At 66.3% G+C, this 23,266-nt stretch carries 17 protein-coding genes; 8 read left to right on the top strand and 9 right to left on the bottom strand.

The window, feature by feature from the left end; genetic code table 11:
• Positions 1-37 precede the first annotated feature (37 nt).
• Together HV701_RS02350 and HV701_RS02355 are read right to left on the bottom strand one after the other, a co-directional pair.
• On the bottom strand, positions 38-727 hold the full coding sequence (locus tag HV701_RS02350; RefSeq protein ID WP_175131527.1) for an ABC transporter ATP-binding protein: 690 nt from the start codon (positions 725-727) through the stop codon (positions 38-40).
• Positions 720-1,952, bottom strand: coding sequence for a lipoprotein-releasing ABC transporter permease subunit (locus HV701_RS02355; protein ID WP_236757035.1), 1,233 nt, complete (start codon positions 1,950-1,952; stop codon positions 720-722). The genes HV701_RS02350 and HV701_RS02355 overlap by 8 nt, the downstream gene beginning before the upstream one ends.
• A gap of 191 nt (positions 1,953-2,143) precedes the next feature.
• Here HV701_RS02355 and HV701_RS02360 point away from each other — a divergent pair, with 191 nt between their 5' ends.
• Positions 2,144-3,082: a hypothetical protein gene (locus tag HV701_RS02360; protein ID WP_175131529.1), complete on the top strand. Its 939-nt coding sequence runs from the start codon at positions 2,144-2,146 to the stop codon at positions 3,080-3,082.
• Positions 3,064-4,764: a single-stranded-DNA-specific exonuclease RecJ gene (gene recJ, locus HV701_RS02365; protein ID WP_175131530.1), complete on the top strand. Its 1,701-nt coding sequence runs from the start codon at positions 3,064-3,066 to the stop codon at positions 4,762-4,764. Before HV701_RS02360 ends, recJ begins: the two co-directional genes overlap by 19 nt.
• 16 nt (positions 4,765-4,780) lie before the next feature.
• Here recJ and HV701_RS02370 read toward each other — a convergent pair whose 3' ends face one another.
• Both HV701_RS02370 and HV701_RS02375 read right to left on the bottom strand, forming a co-directional pair.
• The gene (locus HV701_RS02370) at positions 4,781-10,546 is read right to left on the bottom strand and encodes an autotransporter outer membrane beta-barrel domain-containing protein (protein ID WP_175131531.1); all 5,766 of its coding nucleotides are present in this window, start codon (positions 10,544-10,546) and stop codon (positions 4,781-4,783) included.
• A 136-nt stretch (positions 10,547-10,682) separates the two neighbouring features.
• Complete coding sequence (locus HV701_RS02375) at positions 10,683-11,993, bottom strand: MFS transporter (RefSeq protein WP_175131532.1); 1,311 nt, start codon at positions 11,991-11,993, stop codon at positions 10,683-10,685.
• 295 nt (positions 11,994-12,288) lie between these two features.
• Here HV701_RS02375 and prfB point away from each other — a divergent pair.
• The 4 genes from prfB to HV701_RS02395 all read left to right on the top strand — a co-directional run bounded on the left by prfB (position 12,289) and on the right by HV701_RS02395 (position 16,059).
• Positions 12,289-13,393, top strand: a protein-coding gene (gene prfB / locus HV701_RS02380; protein ID WP_175131533.1) for a peptide chain release factor 2 whose coding sequence is annotated in 2 segments (ribosomal slippage) — positions 12,289-12,369 and positions 12,371-13,393 — 1,104 coding nt in all. Because the reading frame shifts where the segments join, the coding sequence is not laid out codon by codon here.
• 42 nt (positions 13,394-13,435) lie between these two features.
• Positions 13,436-14,191 (top strand): SDR family oxidoreductase, encoded by a 756-nt coding sequence (locus HV701_RS02385; protein ID WP_175131534.1) that lies wholly within the window; start codon positions 13,436-13,438, stop codon positions 14,189-14,191.
• Positions 14,192-14,202: 11 nt separating this feature from the next.
• On the top strand, positions 14,203-15,726 hold the full coding sequence (gene lysS, locus HV701_RS02390) for a lysine--tRNA ligase (RefSeq protein ID WP_175131535.1): 1,524 nt from the start codon (positions 14,203-14,205) through the stop codon (positions 15,724-15,726).
• 15 nt (positions 15,727-15,741) lie between these two features.
• Positions 15,742-16,059 carry a preprotein translocase subunit TatB gene (locus HV701_RS02395; RefSeq protein WP_175131536.1) on the top strand — a complete coding sequence of 106 codons (318 nt, stop codon included), beginning with the start codon at positions 15,742-15,744 and terminating at the stop codon, positions 16,057-16,059.
• A 49-nt stretch (positions 16,060-16,108) separates the two neighbouring features.
• Here the strand turns inward: HV701_RS02395 and pdxR are convergent, their stop codons facing one another.
• A complete protein-coding gene (pdxR, locus tag HV701_RS02400) occupies positions 16,109-17,623 on the bottom strand; it encodes a MocR-like pyridoxine biosynthesis transcription factor PdxR (RefSeq protein ID WP_175131537.1) in 1,515 nt (504 codons plus the stop codon).
• Between the two features lie 181 nt (positions 17,624-17,804).
• Between pdxR and HV701_RS02405 the strand changes: the two genes are divergently transcribed.
• Together HV701_RS02405 and HV701_RS02410 are read left to right on the top strand one after the other, a co-directional pair.
• Positions 17,805-19,058 (top strand): benzoate/H(+) symporter BenE family transporter, encoded by a 1,254-nt coding sequence (locus HV701_RS02405; RefSeq protein WP_175131538.1) that lies wholly within the window; start codon positions 17,805-17,807, stop codon positions 19,056-19,058.
• Positions 19,058-19,882 (top strand): YggS family pyridoxal phosphate-dependent enzyme, encoded by an 825-nt coding sequence (locus HV701_RS02410; RefSeq protein ID WP_420867799.1) that lies wholly within the window; start codon positions 19,058-19,060, stop codon positions 19,880-19,882. The genes HV701_RS02405 and HV701_RS02410 overlap by 1 nt, the downstream gene beginning before the upstream one ends.
• A gap of 12 nt (positions 19,883-19,894) precedes the next feature.
• On the opposite strand, the gene HV701_RS02415 is transcribed toward HV701_RS02410, so the two are convergent.
• From HV701_RS02415 to HV701_RS02430, 4 genes are all read right to left on the bottom strand, one after another.
• Positions 19,895-20,710: a penicillin-binding protein activator LpoB gene (locus HV701_RS02415; protein ID WP_175131540.1), complete on the bottom strand. Its 816-nt coding sequence runs from the start codon at positions 20,708-20,710 to the stop codon at positions 19,895-19,897.
• A 26-nt stretch (positions 20,711-20,736) separates the two neighbouring features.
• On the bottom strand, positions 20,737-21,345 hold the full coding sequence (gene lpoB / locus HV701_RS02420; protein ID WP_175131541.1) for a penicillin-binding protein activator LpoB: 609 nt from the start codon (positions 21,343-21,345) through the stop codon (positions 20,737-20,739).
• Positions 21,346-21,409: 64 nt separating this feature from the next.
• Positions 21,410-21,814 carry a YcfL family putative periplasmic lipoprotein gene (locus HV701_RS02425; protein WP_175131542.1) on the bottom strand — a complete coding sequence of 135 codons (405 nt, stop codon included), beginning with the start codon at positions 21,812-21,814 and terminating at the stop codon, positions 21,410-21,412.
• A gap of 29 nt (positions 21,815-21,843) precedes the next feature.
• The gene (locus HV701_RS02430; protein WP_175131543.1) at positions 21,844-23,259 is read right to left on the bottom strand and encodes a COG3014 family protein; all 1,416 of its coding nucleotides are present in this window, start codon (positions 23,257-23,259) and stop codon (positions 21,844-21,846) included.
• Positions 23,260-23,266: the final 7 nt, after the last annotated feature.

The following is a 23,266-nucleotide window of genomic DNA, read 5'->3' on the forward strand; positions in this document are numbered from 1 at the left end:
CCTTGCCCGATTATCGCGCCCGCCAGCGGGGCAGGCCTCAGCCCGAGACCAGCCGGCCGCTTTCCATCAGCAACTGGCGGTCGGCGCGTGCCGCCAGCTCCGGGTCGTGGGTGACGATGGCGAATGCCGTGCCCGACTCGCGGTTGACCCGGGTCAGCAGCTCGAACATGTTGTGGGCGGTGTGGCGGTCGAGGTTGCCGGTGGGTTCATCGGCCAGCACGCACACCGGCCGCGTCACGAGCGCACGCGCCAGCGCCACGCGCTGGCGTTCGCCGCCCGACAACTGGCCCGGGAAATGATCCTCGCGCGCCGCCAGGCCCACCAGGCCCAGCACCTCGCGCGCCGCCGCGCGAGCCTGGTCGCGGTTTTCGCGGCGCACGATCAGCGGCATGGCCACGTTGTCCAGCGCCGAGAATTCCGGCAACAGGTGGTGGAACTGGTAGACGAAGCCCAGGCTGCGGTTGCGCACCTGGCTTTTCTTCGCCTCGGACAGTCCCACGGCCAATTGGCCGTCGACCGAGACCGAACCGCTGGTGGGCACGTCCAGCAGGCCCAGGATGTGCAGCAGCGTGCTCTTGCCGGAGCCGGACGCGCCGACGATGGCGACCATCTCGCCGCGCGCCACCGTCAGGCTGACATTGTTCAGCACCTCGATGCGGGTCGGTCCCTCGTCGTAGATCTTGACCAGCTTGTCGGCCTGCAGTGCGGGCGTCAGGGTATCAGTCATGGCGCAGCACCTGTGCGGGTTGCAGGCGCGAAGCACGCCAGCTGGGATACAAGGTCGCCAGCAGCGACAGCACCAGGGAAGTCACGCCGATGGTCACGATGTCGCCCACCTGCGGGTCGGACGGCAACGCGCTGATGAAGTAGATCTCGCGCGGCAGGAAATGCACGCCCAGCAGGCGCTCGATGAACGGCACGATGACATCGACGTTGTAGGCGATGAGGATGCCGCCGGCCACGCCCAGCAGCGTGCCGATGACGCCGATCAGCGCGCCCTGCACCAGGAAGATGCGCGCCACTTCGCCCGGCCCGGCGCCCAGCGTGCGCAGGATGGCGATGTCCGATTGCTTGTCCTTGACCGCCATCACCAGCGAGGACAGCAGGTTGAAGGCGGCCACGGCGACGATCAGCGCCAGGATCAGGAACATCATGCGCTTTTCGGTCTGCACGGCGGCGAACCAGGTGCGGTTGTTGCGCGACCAGTCGCTGGCCATGACATACGGCGGCAGCACCTTGCGCAGCTCGGCCGCCACCTCGGGCGCCTTCTGCATGTCGGCGATGCGCAGACGCACGCCGGCGGTGCCACTGTCGCGGAACACCTTGGCGGCATCTTCGTTATCGACGAAGGCCAGCGAGGAATCGTATTCGTAATGGCCCGACGAGAACACGCCGACCACGGTGAACTGGCGCATGCGCGGCGCGAAACCGGCCGGGCTGATGGAGCCCTGCGGCGCCAGCATCAGCAGCGTGTCGCCCACCTTGACGCCCATGCCGTCGGCCAGCTCGTTGCCCAGCACCACGCCAAAGCCGCCCGGCTTCAGGTCGGTCAGCTTGCCCGACACCATCTGCCGCGGCAGGTCCGAGACATTGCCCTCGGTGACCGGGTCGATGCCGCGCACCTGCACCCCGCGCAAGGCCTGGCCGCGCACCAGCATGCCCTGCGCCGCCACGAACGGCGCGCCGGCCTTGACCTCGGGGTTGCGCTTGGCGGCGTCGGCGAACTGCTGCCACTGCGCCAGCACGCGCTCGGGCGCGGCGCCGGGAATGTAGAGCTCGATGTGCGGCAGCACCGACAGCATCCGGTCGCGGACCTCTTTCTGGAAGCCGTTCATGACCGACAGCACCACGATCAGGGCGGCAACGCCCAGCGCGATGCCGGCCATGGAACTGGCGGCGATGAAAGAGATGAAGCGATCGCGGCGGCCGCGTCGCTGGCGGATCCGGGCCAACCCGGCATAGCGGGCGCCGATCCAGAGTTCGTAGGGTATTTTCAGCACGAGCGCATTATGGCATTAACCGGCCGCATCACCGTCCCCGGAATGCGGGAAGGAAAGACAAGCCGTGACAAGCTATGGCAATCCGGGCCGGGCTTAGTTCCCGCATTGGTTGGCTCCCCCCGCCAGCGACTACAATCCCGGCCATGCTGATCGTCATCCCGGGCGCCTTGCCCGCCCTTCCCGTCGCCGCGGAACTGGCCAAACTGCTGCCCCGGCACGCCCCTACCCTGCACCGCTGGCTGCAAGCCGGCGCCGCCCGGGTCCAGGCCCACGATATCCGCGCCCAGGGCTGTACCGCGTTCGAAGCCTGGCAATTGCGCCGCGCCGGCTACACCCCGGAGCCCGGCCTGCTCCCCGGCGCCGGATTGGGCCCCTTGCTGGCCGGCGGCCAGCACAACGGCGCGCCCGTCTGGCTGGCCGAACTGGTGCATCTGGCTCTGGGCACCGATCAGGCCACCCTGCTCGATCCCGCCCAAATGGACCTGCGCGAGGCCGAAACGGCCGCGCTGCTGGACACTGCCCGTCCGCTGTTCGACGACAGCGGCTTCGCCGTCGAGCCGCTGTCGGCCACCCGCTGGCGCCTGCGCCTACCGGACGACATGCGGCCCCAGACCGCCAGCCCCCTGGCGGTGGCCGGCAAACGCCTGAACGAGTGGTGGCGCCAGGACACCGCAACCCGCCCGTGGCGCCGGCTGCTCAACGAAATCCAGATGGCGTGGCATGAGCATCCGGTCAACGAGGCCCGCGCCGCGCGCGGCCTGCCGCCCGTCAATGCCCTGTGGCTGTATGGCGGCGGCACCCCTTGGACCGTGGCGCCGGCCGGCCCGGCGCAGATCATCACCGATCTGGATGCCCCGCACCGCGCCGGCGACTGGGCCGCCTGGCTCGACGCCCTGCCCGGGCTCGAGGCGCGGCTGCAGCCGCTGGCCGGCCCCAAGGGCCTGCCGCAAGCGCCTGCCGACCTGCTGCTGCTGGGCGACGATCGCAGCGCCACCCTCACCCTGAAACCGCGCGGGGGCCTGCTCGGCTTGCTGCCCGCGCCCAAGAAAAACTGGAGCGCCTGGTGGTCTCACCCCGCTTAACCATCCGCCGCGCCGACCTCGCCGCCTGCCATGCCCTGGAAGCCTCGGGCATCCACCCGCTGCTGGCGCGCCTGTGGGCCGCGCGCGGCGTCACCCATCCCGACCAGACCAAGCTGGCCTGGCCCGCGATGCTGCCGCCAGCCGGCCTGACGCATTCCGCCCACGCCGCCGGCGTGCTGGCCGATGCCATCCAGGCCGGCAAGAAGCTGCTGATCGTGGCCGACTACGACTGCGACGGCGCCACCGCCTGCGCGGTCGGCCTGCGCGCCCTGTCGGCCATGGGCGCCAACGTCGACTTCCTGGTGCCGAACCGCTTCGAAACCGGCTACGGCCTGTCGCCGGCGGTGGTCGAACTGGCCTGCCGCCATCGCGCCGGCAAGCCCGACATCATCATCACCGTGGACAACGGCATCGCCAGCGTCGACGGCGTGGCCGCGGCCAACGCCGCCGGCATCGGCGTGGTCATCACCGACCACCACCTGCCGGGCGACACGCTGCCCGATGCCCTGGCCATCGTCAACCCGAACCAGCCGGGCTGCGGTTTCCCGTCCAAGAACCTGGCGGGCGTCGGCGTCATCTTCTACATGATGCTGGCGCTGCGCGCCGAACTGCGCCGCCGCGGCGTCTATGCGCCGGACGGCGGGCCGCGCCTGGACGCGCTGTCCGATCTGGTGGCGCTGGGCACCGTGGCCGACGTGGTCAAGCTGGACGCCAACAATCGCCTGCTGGTCACGCAAGGCCTGCAACGCATGCGCAGCGGCCGCCTGCAACCCGGCCTGCGCGCCCTGTTCGCCGTGGCCGGCCGCGAGCCGCGCGCCGCCAACGGCTTCGACCTGGGCTTTGCGCTGGGCCCGCGCATCAATGCCGCCGGCCGCCTGGCCGACATGAGCCTGGGCATCGCCTGCCTGACTACCGACGACGAGGCCCAGGCGCTGGAAATGGCGCGCGAACTGGACAACATCAACCGCGAGCGCCGCACCATCGAGGCCGAGATGCGGGAGCAGGCCATGGCCGCCATGGAAGCGCCGGATGCCGCGCCCGGCGCCACGGTCTGCGTGTTCGACCCGGGCTGGCACCAGGGCGTGGTCGGCCTGGTGGCCTCGCGCCTGAAGGAAAAGTTCTGGCGTCCCACCCTGGCCTTCGCGCCTGCCGGCGATGACGAAATCCGCGGCTCGGGCCGCTCGATTCCCGACGTACACCTGCGCGACGTGCTGGACCTGGTGTCCAAGCGCCATCCCAACCTGATCCGCAAATTCGGCGGCCACGCCATGGCGGCCGGGCTGACGCTGGGCCGCGACGATTTCCCGGCCTTCGCCCCCGCCTTCGATGCCGCCGTGCGCGAACTGACGGGCCGCGACAGCTTCGAACCCGTCATCGAAACCGACGGTTCGCTCGAATCCGGCTACGCCAACGCCGAGGTCGCCGGCCTGCTGCAGCAACAGGTATGGGGCGCGGGCTTTGCCGCGCCGCTGTTCCTGGACGAATTCGTGGTGCGCAACCAGCGCCTGGTCGGCGAAAAGCACCTGAAGCTGTCCCTGGAACGCGGCCACCAGCGGTTCGACGCCATCTGGTTCGGCCATGACCAGTCGCTACCCGAACACATCCAGGCAGCCTACCGGCTGGAGCAGAATGTGTGGAACGGCATGGTGTCGGTCCAGTTGGTCATCGAACACGCCGGGTGATGCGGCCCACGCCGGCTTAAAACCGATACTTCAAGCTCAAGCCGCCTTGGGTGTCGTGGTAGCCGTGGTCGCCCTGTTGATGGGTGACATTGGCTGACAGCGCGAGGTTGTCGCTCAGGTTGCCCGAGACGGCGACCTTGGCTTCACCGACGTTATCCGCGCCGAGAATCCAGTTGCGGTTAGCGCCCATCGTGACCCCGTACTTGTTGGTGTTGTGCAGCCAGTTCAGCTCGAGCGCGGTCTCGATCTGTCCGGCAAGGCTGGCGCCGGCGGCGGCCGGTTTACTGACCATGGCCAGGCGCGCCCCAAGGCGGGTTTGGATGTTGCCATCGCCTTCGCCTTTGACCCTGGTCGGGCCCGCATCCTGTTGCACGAAGGTCTTGGCTTTGACGCCGCCATACACGATTTGCGCTTGCGGCCGCACGCTCAAGCGGTGTTCGCGGCCGCCGCCATTGGTGAAGGACGCCACGTCAATGGCATAACCGGCTTCGATCGAGGCGGTCACGCCGGTGGCCTTGTACTTCTCCTTGAGGCCGGTGCCCTGAGCGCTGTTGTCGAAGTCGTTGTAAAGCAGCCAACCATCGACGTAGGCGCCTCGATGGCTTTGGCCGTCTTGGTACCAGGTGCCATACACGCCGGCGCTATAGCCGTCGACTTGACCACGGGCGTCGCCGGTTGCGGCGTTGCGGGTTTTGCTGCGCTGTTGACCATGGCCCGCCATGACACCGAAGCGCCACGCATCGTGGCCGTTCACACTGCCTGCGATGATCGAGCTGCCCAATTGCAGCAGGCTGCGGTCGGCACTGAAGCGGTTTTCGCCGTCGAACATCATGCCGCGCGTGGTTCCCCCCGCGACCCGGGCCCAGACCCGGCCGCGCGCGCCGGTGACCGGGTCCACGGACTCGCCGCTTTCGCGGTCGCTCAAGCTGGTGTTGAACAGCGTGTTCGCCGCAAGCAGGTTGCTGGCATAGGCGCCGAACAAGGGACTGACGTTGTGATTCCGGATGTCGTCGGAGCCCGGTGAGGCTTGCTTGGCGCTGGTCAGATACCAAATACCGTTGGCCTTTTTCTCGCTGTTTTCCTTGCTGTTGAGCGAATAGACATACCCCCCTGCGGTGACGTCGTTGGCAAGCACGAAGGTATCGGTGCCGCTGGCGCCACCGGCGACGGTGATAAGGGTGATGCCGTCCACGGTTTGACCGCCCGCGCCGCCTTCGTTTTCGACGGTCACCAAGGTCTTGCCGCTGGCCATGCCTTGGATGATGAGCTGGTCGGCAGGACTGCTGTCGTCGCCCAGCACCGCGCCCAGAGTCAACGCGCTGCCATCCTTGCCTTCCCAATCGCCGTCGATGGTAAAGGTCTGGATGGCGCAAGTGTCGCAGTTCTTGAGGCTGAGCGTGCCGCTGTTGAGGAACTTGCCCCTGGTGCCGTCGGCGCCGAGTTTGAGGGTGACCGGGGCGGACACCGGCGTCCCGTTGGCTTGAACATCGTTGAATATCAGGGTGCCCTGGTTCTCGATCCCGGCGAAGTTCTGGTTCGTCGCCCCCAGATTGAGCCTGGCGCCCGGCCGGATGGTCACATTGCTGGTATTGGCGATTGCGTTGCCGATCGCGGTTTTGAGCGTGCCCGCCTCGACGGTGGTGGCGCCGGTATAGGTGCTGGCGGCCGCCAACTCCAGCGTGCCCGCGCCTTTCTTGGTCAGAGTTTTGCCGTCCCACTTGAATGCATTGGTAGCGGCATCAACCCCCGTCACATCGGCCAGCGCTGTCGCCAGTTTGAAGGTGCCGTTTTCAGCGATGGTGAAGTTGCCACCCGACTGGGTTTTATCGTCCTCATTCCAACGGAGCTGGTAGCTGAGCTCCAGTTTCTTGGCGTCGCTCGCCGCAACCCTGAGGCGGGGCGTCAGGTAATCGATCTCGCTCGCGCCCGCATCGAAGACCGTGACTCTGGGCCTGCCGTTGATATGGATGCTGTTGGTGTCGTTACCGGCTGGCCCGGTGGCTGGCAAGGTCAGGATGACCTTGGGCGTGCCCAGCGCTTCGCTGGTGGCTGGCGGATGGGCGTCGGTCAGCGTGATGGGGTCGTCGGCGGCGATATTCAGGTTGCCATCTTGATTGATGTAGTCCTTCAAGGTATCGGCGCCAAACGGCTCGCCTGTCGTGATGGAAAGCGGTTTTTGGGGCGGAATCGTCGAGACGAGGGTGTCCGCCAGGCTGCTCAGAACCCAAATCCCCTCGTTGATCTTGCCGGTTGCGTCTTTTCTGCCTTGCCTGAGCTTGTAGACGTAACCGCCCGCGGTGACGGGGCTGTCCAGCACGAAGGCATTGGCCAGGCTGCTACCCGTGGTGATGAGGGTAATGCCGCCATCGGCGGTGGTTTCTCCCCCCGCGCCGCCGACATTGCGGACCTTGACTCGGGTGGTGCCGGTGGCCGCGCCCGTGATCTCGACCTTGTCGGTGTTGCTGTCGTCGCCCGCCAGTGCGGCGGTCAGCGAAATCAAACTGCCGACATCGCCGAACCAGTCGCCTTGGACTTGGAAGGTTTTGCCAACGGTGGCGTCGCCGGTGTCGAGTTCGAGCGTGCCGGCGTTGCTGACGTTGCCGGTCAAGCTCATCGGGCTGGCGCCTTTCTTGCCTTCGCCCACGTCGTTGAACACGATGGTGCCGCGGTTGGTGATGGCGCCGTGAGTGTTGCCGCCCACGGCTTGGGCATAACCGCCCATGTTGAGCATGGCGCCCTGGGCAATCGACAGATTGGCGCTGGCGGCGAACGTATTTTCGGCCCCCGCTTTCAGCACCCCCTGCTTGATGATCGTGTCGCCGGTGTAGGTGTTGCTGGCTGTCAGTACCAGCGTGCCCGCGCCGTCCTTGGTCAGGGTCTTGCCATCCCACGGCATGGTGGCGCTGGTGTTCGCGCCCATGTCGGCCAGCGCCGCGCCAAGCGCGAAGCCGCCGCTGGCAATGGTGAAGGTGCCATGCGATTTATCGGCCGTTTCATTCCAGCTGAGTTTGTACCCGGCTTGCAGTGTCTTGCCATCCTGCGATCTGGAAACGTTGGCCGTCAGATAATCGGGCGGCGCCGCGCCGTTGACGGTGACGTTGGGCAGATCGCCCTCGATGGCGCCGGTGACGCTTGTGATCTCGACGCCGCTTTTCTCCGCCTCGGTGATGCCGGCCATCGTCATGTCAAGCGTGACGTCCGGCGCAAAGATCAGGTCGCCCTCGGCGTTGACGACGTATTTCGCCTTCTCGTCGGCGGTCAGCGCCCTTGAAAAATCGAAAGGCAGCGTGGTGCCTGCCGCGATTGTGGGAGGGGTGACCTTGTCACTGTCCTGCTGCCCACCGGCAGGAGGAATGATCGCCGTCGCGCCCTCATCATTATTCTTCGCGCTGCTCAAGTACCAGATTTTATGGTGGGCCGAATCGGCCTTGTTCAGGAGCGAATAGACCAGGCCATTGGCGGTGAGGGTGTCGGCGCTCAGGGCGAAGGCGCCATTTACGCTAGCGTCGCCAGCGGTGATCAGGGTGATACCGCTTGTGGTGCCGGTCGCCCCCCCGCCGTTGATATTGCGCACCTGGATTTTGGTGGCACCGGTGGCAGCGCCCGTGATTTCGACTTTGTCGGCGACACTGTCGTCGCCATTGCCTAGGACGGCGGCCAATTTAATCAGGCTGCCGGTGCTGCCGGCCCAATCGCCAATGATCTTCAGTGTTTTGCCCACGGCATTGTCGCCGTTGTCGAGATCGAGCGTGCCGGCGTTGGTCAGGTTGCCGGTCAAGCTCGCCGAGTTCGTGCCCGTCTTGCCGGCGTTCATGCTGTTGAACAAGATGGCGCCGTTGTTGGTGATGGCCCCGCCTTCGCGCACGGCCTGGGAGAATCCGCCAAGGTTCAATGCGGCATCCGCGGCAATCGTCAGCGCGCTGCTTTGTGCAAACGCGTCCGCCACCCCGGCCTTCAGCACCCCCGCGTTGATCGTGGTGGGGCCGGTATACAGGTTTGCCGCCGTCAATTGCAACACGCCGGAACCCGCCTTGGTCAGGCTCTTGCCATCCCAAGGCCTGGTGGTGTTGGTGTTCGCGCTCACGTCGGCCAGCACCGCGCCCAAGGTAAAGTCGCCGCCATCCGCAATGGTGAAGGTGCCGTGCGCCTTGGCGGGGTCTTCGAGCCAACTGAGTTTGTAGGTCGCCTGGTAACCGATGGGGTGGGCCGGTATCACAGACAAGTTGAGGCCGAATTTATCAGCATCGACCTCCGCTTGGGTCCGTTCCCCGCCCATTGCAATGCCGGATGCGAACGTCAAGTAGTCCACCGGCGCCTGCTCGGTGACGACAATGCCGCCGACGGCAGTCTTGGCGAAATCGCCATCGATGAAGACTTCCGGGTTGAGTTGATTCTGGGTAACAAAGAGGAACTGATCGGTCGCGCTGCCATCGGTGATCCCGGCCAAGTTGAACGTGGTGCCGGTTTTACTGATAGTGGCTTTGCTGTTATTGAGGGTAAGCCGGAAGCTTTCCGGAGTGCTGGATATCGTGCCGTCGCCTCTAAGCGCACTGCGGGCAATGACGGAGAGGGTGCTGCCATCCTTCAGGACCAAGTCGCCGATCCGGGTTGAGCCCTTTCCCGAAACCATCAGCGTAGCGCCTTCGCCAACGATGAGTTGTGACATGCGCATGCGATTGATCACTTCAGCCGAATCATCGGCGGGAAGCGAGCTGGCCGGTAGCTTCCTGATCAGCGGCCCTTGGTTGATGCTGGCGTAACCTGTTTGGTACGTTCCATTCAAATCAACCCAATCTGCTGCATTATTCAAGATATGCAGCATGCTGCCGGCCGAGCCGGCAGGCGCATCCAGCAGCACGCTGCCGTTGATGACCGATCCCCGCTCAAGCGTGATCAGGTTGTTGCCACCGGTGAAGTGAAGAGCCTCCCCATAACGGCCATGGACCCCGCTTTCTTGGGCCTCGCCTCCTGCCGCGCCAAGGCCTTGCCGTCCAAAACCGGGGGTTCCAGCGCTAATCGATCCTGCGGGCTTATCGGTAAACACAATGTCCAGGTCGCTGCCCACAATAGCGGCACCGCCATTGCCGCCATTGCCGCCCTTCATCGGCGAATCTCCTCCTTCGACAGCGCCGCGCCCATTCATGCCATGGCTGCCGGCGCCGCCCCTGATCGAACCGCCGTCGATAACAATTCGGAGATTGCCGCCATGAATGGCATCCGCGCCGCGGGCGCCATTTTCGCCAATCTTGACGGCCGTGGTCCCCGCCGCGCCACCGATCAGGGGAGTATTCACCTGCACCACGTTGCTGTCGCGCAATGAGCCTGCTTGCGTGGTGAAGACATACGCCGTCTCGCCATCGGTCGCGGACGCATAGGGCAGCCCGGCGCCGCTGCCGTTTTTGCCATTCAGCCCAGGGGGCTGCGTCGCCACAAACGGCGTGTTGTCCTTGGTCAGTGTGATATTTTGGGTGCCGGCGGGGTTCACGGGCGTTTCCCCTCCCCCCTCTGCGGCATACACACCCGCCGCCTGGCCGGAGAGCGCCAGGGCGACGTAGAAGGCCGTGGTGGTTTTGCTGGGAATGAAACGCTTGGAGTGCGTGTGGCGGGCCGACATCCGGGTTGGCCGGTTCGGTCGGCGGAAAGCAGCGCGCGAGGAAGCAAGGGTCATGATGGTTTTGAACTCCGCGGCCGCTGCGGTCAGAATGACCAAGCCCGAGCCGCAAAACTGCCAGGGAAATATGCGATAACGAGAATGATTCGCTATCGCAATACGCCCCAGCATTTTCGGCACAAAACAGGCGGAAAGTTTCGTTGTCGCCGCGAAGCAAGACCAAATGACGCTCGGCGCAAAAAAATGGGCGCATCCGCGAGGATGCGCCCGTGTCGCGTGAGGCCCCCGCCGGGCGGGGCCGTCGCGCCTACTTGTTGACCAGCCTGGCCGGTTGCGCCAGCGCCACCAGCGCGCCGACCACCAGGCACGCCGACAGCAGGTACAGGCCGGCGTTGGTGGTGCCGGTCATGTCCTTGAGCCAGCCCACCAGATAAGGACTGACGAAGCCCGCCAGGTTGCCCACCGAGTTGATCAGCGCGATGCCGGCGGCGGCGGCCGTGCCGCCCAGCAGCGCGGTCGGCAGGCTCCAGAACAGCGGCAGCACCGTGCAGATGCCGATGTTGGCCACCGTCAGCGCCAGGATCGCCAGGACCGTGTTGCCGCTCCAGATGGCCGAGAACATTAGCCCCACCGCCCCGCACAGCGCCGGAATCGCGACGTGCCAGCGGCGCTCGCGGTTGCGGTCGGAGTTGCGCGCGATCAGGATCATGCCGATCACCGCAAACAGGTTGGGCACCGCCGTCAGCAGGCCGATCGCCAGCGGACTCTGCACGCCGGTGCTCTTGATCAGCGTCGGCATCCAGAACCCCACGCCGTACAGTCCCATCACGAACGAGAAATAGATCAGCGCCATCGCCCACACCCGCGGACGCGTCAGGGCGGCACGGATCGGCGGGTCTTCCTTGTGCTGTTCCTCGGCGGCGATGTTGCGGATCAGCAGCGCCTTCTCGCTGGGGCTCAGCCACTTGGCCTTGTTGATGCGGTCATCCAGATACAGCAGCACCAGCACGCCGATGATCACCGACGGAATGCCCTCCAGCAGGAACAGCCATTGCCAGCCCGACAGGCCGTGGTCGCCATGGAACGTGCCCATGATCCAGCCGGAGATCGGACCCCCGATCAGGCCCGACATCGGCACCGCGGTCATGAAGAACGTGGTGATGCGGCCACGGCGGGCGGCCGGGTACCAGTAGGTCAGGTACAGGATGATGCCGGGGAAGAATCCGGCCTCGGCCGCGCCCAGCAGGAAGCGCAGGAAATAGAACATGTGCACGCTGGACACGAACAGCATGCATGACGAGATGATGCCCCAGGTGATCATGATGCGCGCGATCCAGATGCGCGCGCCGACTTTGTGCAGGATGATGTTGCTGGGGATCTCGAACAGGAAATAGCCGATGAAGAAGATGCCCGCGCCCAGCCCGTACACCGTCTCGCTGAACTGGAGTTCCTGCAGCATCTGCAGCTTGGCGAAGCCGACGTTGACGCGGTCCAGATAGGCCACGACATAGCAGACCACCAATAGCGGCAGCAACCGCCATCCGACTTTGCGGTAGATCCGGTCCTCCTCAGCCGCCGGGATCGCCGGCGAGACCCCGGGGGCCATAGTATGTTCCATCAACGTCTCCTCCTCTAACGGGACAGGCCGGCTGTTTGCCGGCAACTGGTCCGGTCCCGCGCCCCCTGGGGGCATATGGGCCGGCTGACCAAGGCTAGAACCCCCGAGATGACAAAAAACTGAACAACTATGCGCTGTGCGCGCAAACCCTTAGCGCCGCGCGGCGGAATCGGGCAAAGGCACGCCCGGACGGCTTTTCTTCCTCATCCGTCCCCCTGTATACGGGCGCGGCCCACGGGCTGGCGTCTTACACGGTAAAATGCCCGGTTTCGCACAAAAGTCACCAGGAATCATCATGGAAGCCGAACGTCAGAACCAGCTCGCAGCCCGCCTCGCCGACTACGCGGAGCGCGAACAGGCTCTACGGAGGTATCTTTGACTACGATGCCAAAGCCGAACGCCTGCAAGTCGTAAACGCCGAGCTCGAAGACCCGGCGGTCTGGAACGACCCCAAGCACGCCCAGGACCTGGGCCGTGAAAAGAAATCCCTCGAAGACGTGGTCGAGACGCTCACCGCCCTCGGCACGGGCCTGGCCGACTCGAACGAATTGTTCGAACTGGCCGCCGCCGACGACGATGACGCCACGCTCGAATCCATCGAACAGGATGCCGACGGCTTCCAGGAAAAACTCGAAGGCCTGGAATTCCGCCGCATGTTCTCCAACCCGGCCGATCCGCTGAACTGCTTCCTGGACATCCAGGCGGGCGCGGGCGGCACGGAAGCGCAGGACTGGGCCTCGATGCTGCTGCGCCAGTACCTCAAGTACGCCGAGCGCAAGGGCTTCAAGGCCGAAGTGCTGGAAGAATCCGAGGGCGAAGTGGCCGGCATCAAGTCCGCCACCATCAAACTCGAGGGCGAATACGCCTTCGGCTACCTGCGCACCGAAACCGGCGTGCACCGCCTGGTGCGCAAGAGCCCGTTCGACTCGTCCGGCGGCCGCCACACCTCGTTCGCCAGCGTGTTCGTCTACCCCGAGGTCGACGACTCCTTCGAAGTCGAAGTGAACCCGGCCGATCTGCGCGTGGACACCTACCGCGCTTCCGGCGCGGGCGGCCAGCACATCAACAAGACCGATTCGGCCGTGCGCCTGACGCACATCCCGACCGGCATCGTGGTGCAGTGCCAGAACGACCGCTCACAGCACCGCAACCGCGCCGAAGCGATGCAGATGCTCAAGTCCAAGCTGTACGAACTGGAAATGCGCAACCGCATGGCCCAGCAGCAGAAGCTGGAAGACTCCAAGACCGACGTGGGCTGGGGCCACCAGATCCGCTCGTACGTGCTGGACCAGAGCCGCATCAAGGACCTGCGCACCAACGTCGAAATCTCCAACACGCAGAAGGTGCTGGACGGCGACCTGGATCCCTTCATCCAGGCCAGCCTCAAGCAAGGCGTCTAAGTTCCGCGATACTTCCGTCCACCGTCCCCAGAGGATTCACGCATGTCCGACACCATCGCAATTCTCACCGGCGCTTCGCGCGGCATCGGCGCCGCCATGGCGCGCGGCCTGGCCAAGCCGGGCACCCGCCTGATCACCCTGGCGCGCCGCGAAGACCCCGAACTGGCGGCCTACGCCCGCTCGCGGGACGTGCAGTTGGAACAGCTGTCCGTGGACCTCTCTGACCTGGCCGCGGCCGAAGCGGCCGCGCGCCGCATCTGCGACACCTTGCCGCGCGATGCCGGCCGCTACCTGCTGATCAACAACGCCGGCACCGTGCACCCCGTGGCCGGCACCGACGCGCTGATCGACGGCCCGGCCATCGCCGCCGCCTTCAACCTGAACGTCTCGGCCGTGATGCTGCTGACCGCGCGCTTCCTGGCCGCCGTCGAAGACCTCAAGGCCGATCGCCGCGTGCTCAACATCTCGTCCGGCGCCGGCCGCAATCCCAACGCGGGCTGGGGCGTGTACTGCGCCACCAAGGCCGCGCTCGACATGTATACGCGCGTGGTCAAGCAGGAACAGGGCGAAGGCGGCGCGCGCGTCGTCTCGCTGGCCCCCGGCATCGTCGACACCGACATGCAGGTGGCCATCCGCGCCAGCGACCCCAAGAGCTTCCCCGCGCTGGCCAAGTTCCAGGACTTCCACGCCAGTGGCAAGCTGTCCGCCCCCGCCGATGTGGCCGCCCGCATCCTCGCCTACCTGGATCGCGACGATTTCGGCACCACCGAAATCGACGACATCCGCAATTACGACTGATCCTCCCGACCATGACCGACCACACGACCGCTCCGGCACCCGCCCAGGATGAAAACCGCTTGATCGCCGAACGGCGCGCCAAGCTGGCCAAACTGCGCGAAACCGGGGTCGCGTATCCCAACGATTTCGTCCCCGACGCCCGCGCCGCGGCCCTGCACGACAAGTACGACGACCAGACGCAGGAAGCCCTGGCCGCCGCGCCCATCACCGTCAAGGTCGCCGGCCGCATGATGCTCAAGCGCGTCATGGGCAAGGCCAGCTTCGCCACCCTGCAGGACAGCACCGGCCGCATCCAGATCTACCTGGACCGCGGCACGCTGGGCGAAGACAGCTACGCCGCGTTCAAGCAATGGGACATCGGCGACATCATCGCGGTCGAAGGGTCGGTTTTCAAGACCAACAAGGGCGAGCTGTCGGTGCACGCCGCCACCGCGCGCCTGCTGTCCAAGTCGCTGCGTCCGCTGCCCGACAAGTTCCACGGCGTAGCCGACCAGGAACTGCGCTACCGCCAGCGCTACGTCGATCTCATCATGACCGACGCCACGCGCCGCACTTTCGAGGCGCGCAGCAAGGCCGTCGGCAGCATCCGCCAATTCATGCTGAACGCCGGCTTCCTTGAAGTCGAGACCCCCATGCTGCACCCGATCCCGGGCGGCGCGGCGGCCAAGCCCTTCGTCACGCACCACAACGCGCTGGACATGGAGATGTTCCTGCGCATCGCGCCCGAGCTCTACCTCAAGCGCCTCATCGTCGGCGGCTTCGAACGCGTATTCGAAGTCAACCGCAACTTCCGCAATGAAGGCGTGAGCCCGCGCCACAATCCGGAATTCACCATGATGGAGTTCTACGCGGCCTATGCGGACTACCGCTGGCTGATGGACTTCACCGAGGAACTGATCCGCCAGGCCGCCATCTCGGCCACCGGCAGCGCCGTGCTGACCTACCAGGAACGCGAGCTGGACCTGGGGAAGCCGTTCGACCGCCTGACCATCTGCGAAGCCATCCTCAAGTACGCCCCCGGCTACACCCAGGCGCAACTGGACGATGCCGCCTTCGTGCGCGCCGAGCTCAAGAAGCTGGGCGCCGACGCCGACGGCCCGGTGCTGGCGCGCGCCGGCCTGGGCGCGCTGCAACTGGCGCTGTTCGAGGAAACGGCCGAAGCCAAGCTGTGGAACCCCACCTACATCATCGACTACCCGGTCGAAGTGTCGCCGCTGGCGCGCGCCTCCGATACCCGCGCGGGCATCACCGAGCGCTTCGAGCTGTTCATGACCGGCCGCGAGATCGCCAACGGCTTCTCCGAGCTTAACGACCCCGAAGACCAGGCCGAGCGTTTCCGCTCGCAGGTCGAGGCCAAGGACGCCGGCGACGAGGAAGCCATGTATTACGACGCCGACTACATCCGCGCGCTGGAATACGGCATGCCCCCGACGGGCGGCTGCGGCATCGGCATCGACCGCCTGGTCATGCTGCTGACCGACAGCCCCAGCATCCGCGACGTCATCCTCTTCCCGCATCTGCGCCGTGAAGACTAAGCCGCAGGCGGCATCATGATCGTCAAGATCCTGATGCTGGCCGCAGTGGTGGCCGCGCTGTTCTACATGGTGATGCAACCGCGCCGCGGCCGCGGCGGCTACGGCGCGCCCCCCGCGCGCCGCACGCCGCTGTTCATCGCCCTGTGCCTGGCCGCCGCCCTGTCCGTGACCGGCGCGCTGGTCACGGCGGTGCTGTGGATGGGCAGCGTTGCCGGCGGCGTGACCGGCGGCGGCTATCGCGGCGAAGCCGATTTCCTGCTGACCATCGCCGGCGCCCTGCTGGCGTTCGCCGTCGCCTGCGGCGTCGGCGCCTTCCTCAAGCGCAAGGGCTAGGGACCTTCGCCCTCTCCATGGCTGCGCGCGGCCACGCGCGCCCTGCCGCCTACTTTCTGCGCAAGACCGCCGCCAGGCGCCGCACGGCCAGGTCGATTTCGTGTGCGCTGAGCGAAGCGTAGCCCAGCAGCCAGCCCTGCAATGCGGGTGTGCCGGCATACAGGCGCTGCAGCCCCGGCAGCACCAGTCCGGCCGCCGCCGCCCGCCGGATGGTGTCCGCTTCTGTCCAGCCCGGCTCCAGCAGGCAAGGCACCTGCAACCCGCCTTGCGGCCGCAGCGCGCGCGCCACGCCGGCCAGGTGCCGGCCCACCGCCTCCAGCATCGCCTCGCGCCGCGCGCCATACAATTTGCGCATGGCGCGCACATGAGCGTTGTAGTGGCCATCATCCATGAACCGCGCCAGGGTCAATTGCAGGATCTGCGGCGTATGCCCGTCGATGATGCTGCGCGCGCGGCTGAAGGCGGCCACCAGCGCGTCCGGCAACGCCATGTAGCCCACGCGCAGACCGGGATAGAGCGTCTTGCTGAAAGTGCCCAGATAGAGGGTCCGGCCGTGCTTGTCCAGCCCCTGCACGCAGGCGGTCGGCAGGCCGTCATAATGGAACTCGCTGTCGTAGTCGTCCTCGATGATCCACTTGCCCGCCTCGCCCGCCCAGCGCGTCAGTTCGAGCCGGCGCTCCAGCGACAACGTGGCGCCGGTCGGATACTGGTGCGACGGCGTCACATAGACGCACGCGGCGCCGCTGCGATCGGCCCGCAGCAGATCGGTGCGGATGCCCTGCGCATCGACATCGATCGGCACCACGCGGGCTTCGGCGAACTCGAATGCCTTGCGCGCGCCGAAATAGCCCGGGTTCTCCAGCAGGATCGGCCTGCCGGCATCCCCCAGCAGTTGCGCGCACAGGAACAGGGCCTGCCGCGTGCTGCTCAGCACCACGATCTGGTCGGCCCGCACCTTGGCGCCGCGCTCCAGGTTCAGGTAGGTGGCGATGGCCTTGCGCAAAGGCTCGGCGCCTTGCGGATCGCCGTGCAGCAAGACATGGCCGCGATGATCCTTGAGCACCTGGCGCTGCAGCCGCTCCCACACCGCGACCGGAAAGGTACGGGTCTCGGGCAGGCCGGTGGCAAAGGCCTGGATCGACTGCTGGTCGGCCACGCCGCCGCTATCATGGATCGCCTGTCCGCGCCGGCTCAGGCCGGGGCCGCCTGCCACCGCGGCGGGCCGCACGCCGGCCGCGTGCCGCGCCGGCGTGCGGCCCCGGCGCCGAGCCGCGCCACGCAGCTCGGCGCCAATGCTCTCGGACACATAGCTACCCGAGCCTTTGCGCCGCGCGATGAAACCGTCGCGCTGCAATTGCACGTAGGCGTTCTCGACCGTGTCGCGCGCCACACCCAGCGATTGCGCCAGCGCGCGGGTCGCCGGCAGCTTCACCCCCGCCGCCAGGCCGCCATCCAGGATCAGCGCGCCCAGCGCGCGCTGGATGCGCAGATGCAGGTCGAGCGCGCGCAAGTCGGCGTCGGCCATGCGGATCTTCAAGGTCTCCAGCGCGAATGTCTTGCTCATGCGGTCGGCCCCGATGGCGCAGGCTATATAGGTTAGAACTCCGCCATTCTAGCCGCGCCCTGGCGGACAGCTCGAAAAAAGTGGTCTGGTCCATGAAGGGAAAGCATACGGTCTAGCCAGTCCAATATGGCGCTACAAAGACCGCTTCCCCCAACCTTCGCCGACTCCATCCGTTCCGCCCATGGCTTCTCCGCACTCCCCCAACACACTGCAAGCGCGCGATCTCCTGCACCCCGTCGTCGCCGGCCTGATCTCGGTCATCGTCAACTATGGCGGCACCTTCGTCCTGGTATTCCAGGCCGCCAAGATCGCCGGCCTGAGCCCGGCGCTGACCGCCTCATGGGTCTGGTCCGTGTCCATCGGCGTGGGCGTGACCGGCATCCTGCTCAGTTGGGCCGCCCGCGAGCCCATCATCACCGCCTGGTCCACCCCCGCCGCGGCCTTTCTGGTCACGGCGCTCGCCACCACGCCCTACCCTGAAGCTGTTGGCGCCTACCTGCTGTCGGCGGCGGCCTTCGTCCTGCTCGGCCTGTCCGGCTGCTTCGACAAGGCGATCCGCCTGATTCCACCTGGCGTGGCCGCCGGCCTGCTGGCCGGCATCCTGCTGCCGTTCGGCATCGGCGCCTTCGGCGGCATGACGCTGGACCCGCTGCTGACGGGCTGGCTGATCCTGGCGTACGTAACGCTCAAGCGTTTTACCGCGCGCTACGCCGTGGTTGGCATCCTGGTGTCGGGGCTGGCCTTGCTGCTGTTGCAGGACCGGATCGATCTGTCCGGCCTGACGCTGGCCTTTGCCGCCCCCGTCTATACCGCCCCGGCCTTCTCGCTCAACAGCTTGCTCAGCGTGGCCCTGCCCCTGTTCCTGATCACACTCACCGGCCAGTACATGCCCGGCATGCTGGTGCTGCGCAACGACGGCTTCAGGACCAGCGCCAATCCGATCGTGACGGTCACCGGCCTGGGTTCGCTGCTGATGGCGCCGTTCGGCTCGCACGCGTTCAACGTGGCGGCGATCACGGCCGCTATCTGCACCGGCAAGGAGGCGCACGACGATCCGGCCAAGCGCTGGGTCGCGGGCATCGCCGCCGGCATTTTCTACATCCTGGTGGGCGTGTTCGGCGTAACCCTGGCCGCCGTGTTCATGGCCCTGCCCGCCAGCTTCATCACCACCCTGGCGGGCCTGGCCCTGCTGGGCACCATCGGCGGCAGTCTGGCCAGCGCCCTGGCCGAGCCCAAAACGCGCGAAGCCGCGCTCATCACCTTCCTGGCGGCGGCCGCCAACATCAAGCTGTTCGGCATCGGCGGCGCCTTCTGGGGCCTGGTGATCGGCCTGGCCGCGCACGCCCTGCTCAATGGCCGCCTGCCGCAACGCCCGCGCCCGTCGCGCTATGCCGGCCTGCCGCGCCCCGCCGCCGGCAAGGAAATGGTGAAATGATGGCATCCCAGCCCGATCCCGGCCCCTTGGTGGCCTGCGCGCCCGATACACCGACCCGTCACGACCGGCACGGCCGCTACCCCCAGGCCCTGAGCGTCGCGGACTTTCGCCGCAACCTGGCCGCCATCCACGCGCGCATGGATGCCGCCTGCCGGCGCGTCGGCCGCGATCCGGCCGGCGTGCGGCTGCTGCCGGTCAGCAAGACCATGGACGAATCGCGTATCCGGCTGGCCCATGCCGCCGGTTGCCGCCTGCTGGGCGAGAACAAGATCCAGGAGGCGCACCGCAAGTGGGCGAGCACCCCCGACCTGGCCGATCTGCGCTGGTCGGTCATCGGCCACCTGCAGACCAACAAGGCCAAGCTGATGGTGCAATTCGCCAGCGAGTTCCAGGCGCTCGACAGCCTGCGCCTGGCCGAAGCGCTGGACCGCCGCCTGCAGGCCGAAGGCCGGGCGCTGGACGTGTATGTGCAAGTCAACACCTCCGGCGAACCCAGCAAATATGGCCTGGCCCCGGACGACGTAGCCGCTTTCCTCCAGGCGCTGCCGGCGTTTTCCTCATTGCGGGTGCGCGGCTTGATGACGCTGGCGCTGTTCTCCAGCGAGGCCGAGCGGGTGCGCCAGTGCTTCGTGCTGCTGCGCGGCCTGCGCGACCGCCTGCGCCAGCGGGCGCCGGTGGGCATCGTCCTGGACGAACTGTCGATGGGTATGTCCGGCGACTTCGAGATCGCCATCGAGGAAGGCGCCACCGTCGTGCGCGTGGGCCAGGCCATCTTCGGCGCGCGGGCGCTGCCGGACAGTCATTACTGGCCCGGCTCCGCGTAGCCCGCCCGGCGTTCAGTAGGTCACGACAGGCTCGTTGCGCGAGACCGGCGGCGCGGCGGATTCACCCGCCGCGCCCGAACCCTGCAAATGCCGGCCGGGCAGCCCGAACTGGCTCATCAGCTCGCCATAGGCCGCTTCCGCCAGGCTCTTGGACGCCTCGGCGATCACCTTGGGCCGGCTGAACGTGGCCCGGTCACCGGGCCGCGACACCACCTTCACGTCCTGCCCCGATCCCAGCGCCGTAAAGGCCGCCTTGATTTCGTGGGTCCGGGTGTTGATAAGACTGAAATCGACGGTGATATCCAGCCCCAGCGTGGCCGACGTGGCCGAGCCGCCGAACGACATTGCGTTCTGGTTGAACTGGATGTCGCTGACGGTTCCGAACAGCACATAGTCGGCGCCGGCGAACTGCCCCTGCCTGATCCGCGCCAGGATGTCGAACACCTTTTCGGTCGGCTTGCCCTGATAGGCCTTGCCCTGCACCAGCCGCACGCCTCCCCCCTTGAGCATGGCACCCTTGAGATCGGCGGTGTACTTGCGCAACTCGCCGTACTCGATATACGAATAGGTGCCCTCCTCCTCGTAGTAGTGGCTCTCCGAGCGGGCGCTCAGGCGCCCGCGCTCGGAGTACGAACGCGGGCCGTCATGCACGCTGCCGCTGGCGTTGACGCTGCGTTTGCTCGACGCGGACACGACGCGAAAGTACTCGCTGACGCGCTCTTCATAGGCAAGGTCGGTGACCGCGATCTTGGGCTCGGCAGCGCGCGCCACGGGAAGCGCCGCGGCGCACAGGGACAGCGCGGCAATCAAACGGTAGGTTTTCAACATTGAAATGCCTCGGCTGGACGATGGGGTCAACGGCGCGTGGTCTTGCGGATTTCCTTTTCTTCCTGCCATTCGATGGTGCCTTCCTGCACGTCGTACAGCTTGAGCGTCATCTTGTAATAAACGTCCTTGACGCCGCCGGCGCGCTTGACGATGGAACCGATCTCACCTTCCAGCGCGTACTTGGCGCCGACCATGTTGCCCATCTTGGCCCTGCCCTGGTTCTTGTACAGGCCGCTCTGATTCTGGCGCTGCAATTCCTCCACGCCGGGCTGCATTTCATCCATGCTGCGAGTGAACCGCACCTTGCCGCTCTTGACCAACCGGGTCTGGATGGTATTCATGATCGACTTGGTATCGATGTATTCGCTGGTCTTGTTGCGCACCGGCGCCAGGGTCAGCGTCGGCCGGCCAGTCAGCACCGGACTTTCCAGCAACGAGCCGGTCATTTTCTCGGCGATCATTTGCAGGTCGGTCGAACCGAACTCATTGCTCACCGTCTCGACCGCCTTGGCATCGCCATAGCTCACGCCGGAAGACGAATCGACCGTCGGTTGCATCGTCTGGCAACCCGCCAGCAACAGCGCCGAGGACACGGACGCGCCGGTCAGCAGCCGGCGGAACAGAATGGAATGCATACAAACTCCGTGAGTACTTTTCTGGAATGTCGAAAACAGGAACCGGGGCCCGCGGCCCATGCCATCAAGGCGCGCCGGCGCTCATCTCGAGGCGGAAATCGGTCGCCTGCGGACCATAGGCCACGCCCTTGATGACGTGGTTCTGCCGATTCAGGAACGTCAACGGCTGCCAGGCCGCGTCGTCGCCGACCTGCATGCCGTCCGCGTCGAGCCAACGGAAGCGGTAATACAGGCGAGTGCTCAGGCCGCTGGTGTTGACGATCTCGGCCTGCACCACCATCACGTCATTGCGGCGCTGCGAACGCAGGCTTTCGACGCGCAGGTCGCGCACCGAATCGCGCACCATCAGCTTGGCGGCAATGCCGGTCGAGGCCGCATACGAAGGCGCGGGATTGGCCTGGGCCGCGGCCTGGCCCGCCAGGGCCAGCCCCAGCACCAACGCCATCGAGCATTGGATGAATTGCTTCATGGGAGTCTTCCGATACGCGCAGGGCGCGCTCAGTTCAGGGAAACGGACTTGGGAGCGGGACGGCGTTTGCCCGGCGCCTTCGGCACGGCCAGTTCGCCAAAACGCCCCGGCACGCCGAAATAGGTCACCGATGCATACGTGCGAAGCGGCACCACCATGTGGCGCCCGCTCACCGAAATGGCGTGTGGCGTGCCCGTCAGGCCCGGCAGCGAGACGTTGTAGTCACCCGGCCGCAGGAACGCACGCGCCACGTAGACGCGCCCCGGCAACGTGCGCCACATGCGATCGTCGGCCGGCGGCTCGATCACCGCGGCCGCGATGTTGCCGAGCAGGCCGGCCAACACGCCGCCCTCCTTGTTCAGCACCACCTGCGCGCCCGCCTTGGCCAGCATGCGCACCGCCGCGCGGGCCTGCATGCCAGGCAGATCATCTTTCAACGCACGGCGCGCCATGACATTGAAATCGGCGACCAATCCGGTCTCCAGCATCGTGTCCCCCACCGCGATCCGTGCCACATCAGGGGCGTCCGACAGCGCATTGATCACGGGATAGGACATGCCCACGGTCACCAGGCCCTGCGGCGTCGGCACCGGCAACATGAACTTCTTCGATTCGCGCGCCGGCGCATTGCCCGACTCGATCACGAACAGCACATCGGTCAACCCGTTCTTGCGCTGCTGACCACGGCGCTCGTCCAGTCCCTTGAGACCGGCTTCGAGCACCGCGCTGCCCGGCCGCAACTGGATCGCCTGGCGGTAGCCCGGCGCCGCTAGGCTGGGTTCGTTCAACGCTTCATAGACGAAACCCGACAGGTAGTGGCTCAGGGCATTCTGATAGCCGTTCTTCAACCCCAGCACTTCGGGGTCATTCAAGGTCTCGATGGGATAGCCCTGGAGCTCCGCGCTCTGGACCTCGGCGCCGTTTTCCTTGGCCTTGGCTTCAGCCGCTTCGGTTTGCTTGGCGCGCACCTGCGCGATAAGGGCTTCGCGCTCGTGGGTACGCTTGATATCGACGCGGGCCGTGTCCAGATCGCCCTGAGACAGGCGATTCATCGCCATGAGCGTGGTCAGCATGACCTTTTCGTAGTCCTGCACTTCGTAATCGCGGATGCCGTCGCCGAGCAACGTCGCCCCCACCTGGGTGGCGACTTCGGTGGTCAGACCGCGCGCCTGCGCTTCCCATTCCTTGACCGCGCCATCGGCGATCTCGAAGGCCGACATGCTTTCGCCGTAGTTCGAGGCGATGCGCAGCAATTCGCCTTTCTCCAGGTTGAGCAGCACATCGTTGGCCTTGTCACCCTGCAACTGTCCATCCACATTGACAATTGCTTCCTGCAACCGTCCCTGGCTGGCGTCAGCCGTGCTCTGTCCCACTTTGCTCTGGTGTGTCGCAGCGCAGCCGGCCAATAGCAACGCCAGGCCCGAAGCCGTAAAGACTCGCAGCATGTTCCTC

Source organism: Achromobacter pulmonis (genome assembly GCF_902859765.1).
Classification (GTDB): Bacteria; Pseudomonadota; Gammaproteobacteria; order Burkholderiales; family Burkholderiaceae_B; genus Achromobacter; species Achromobacter pulmonis.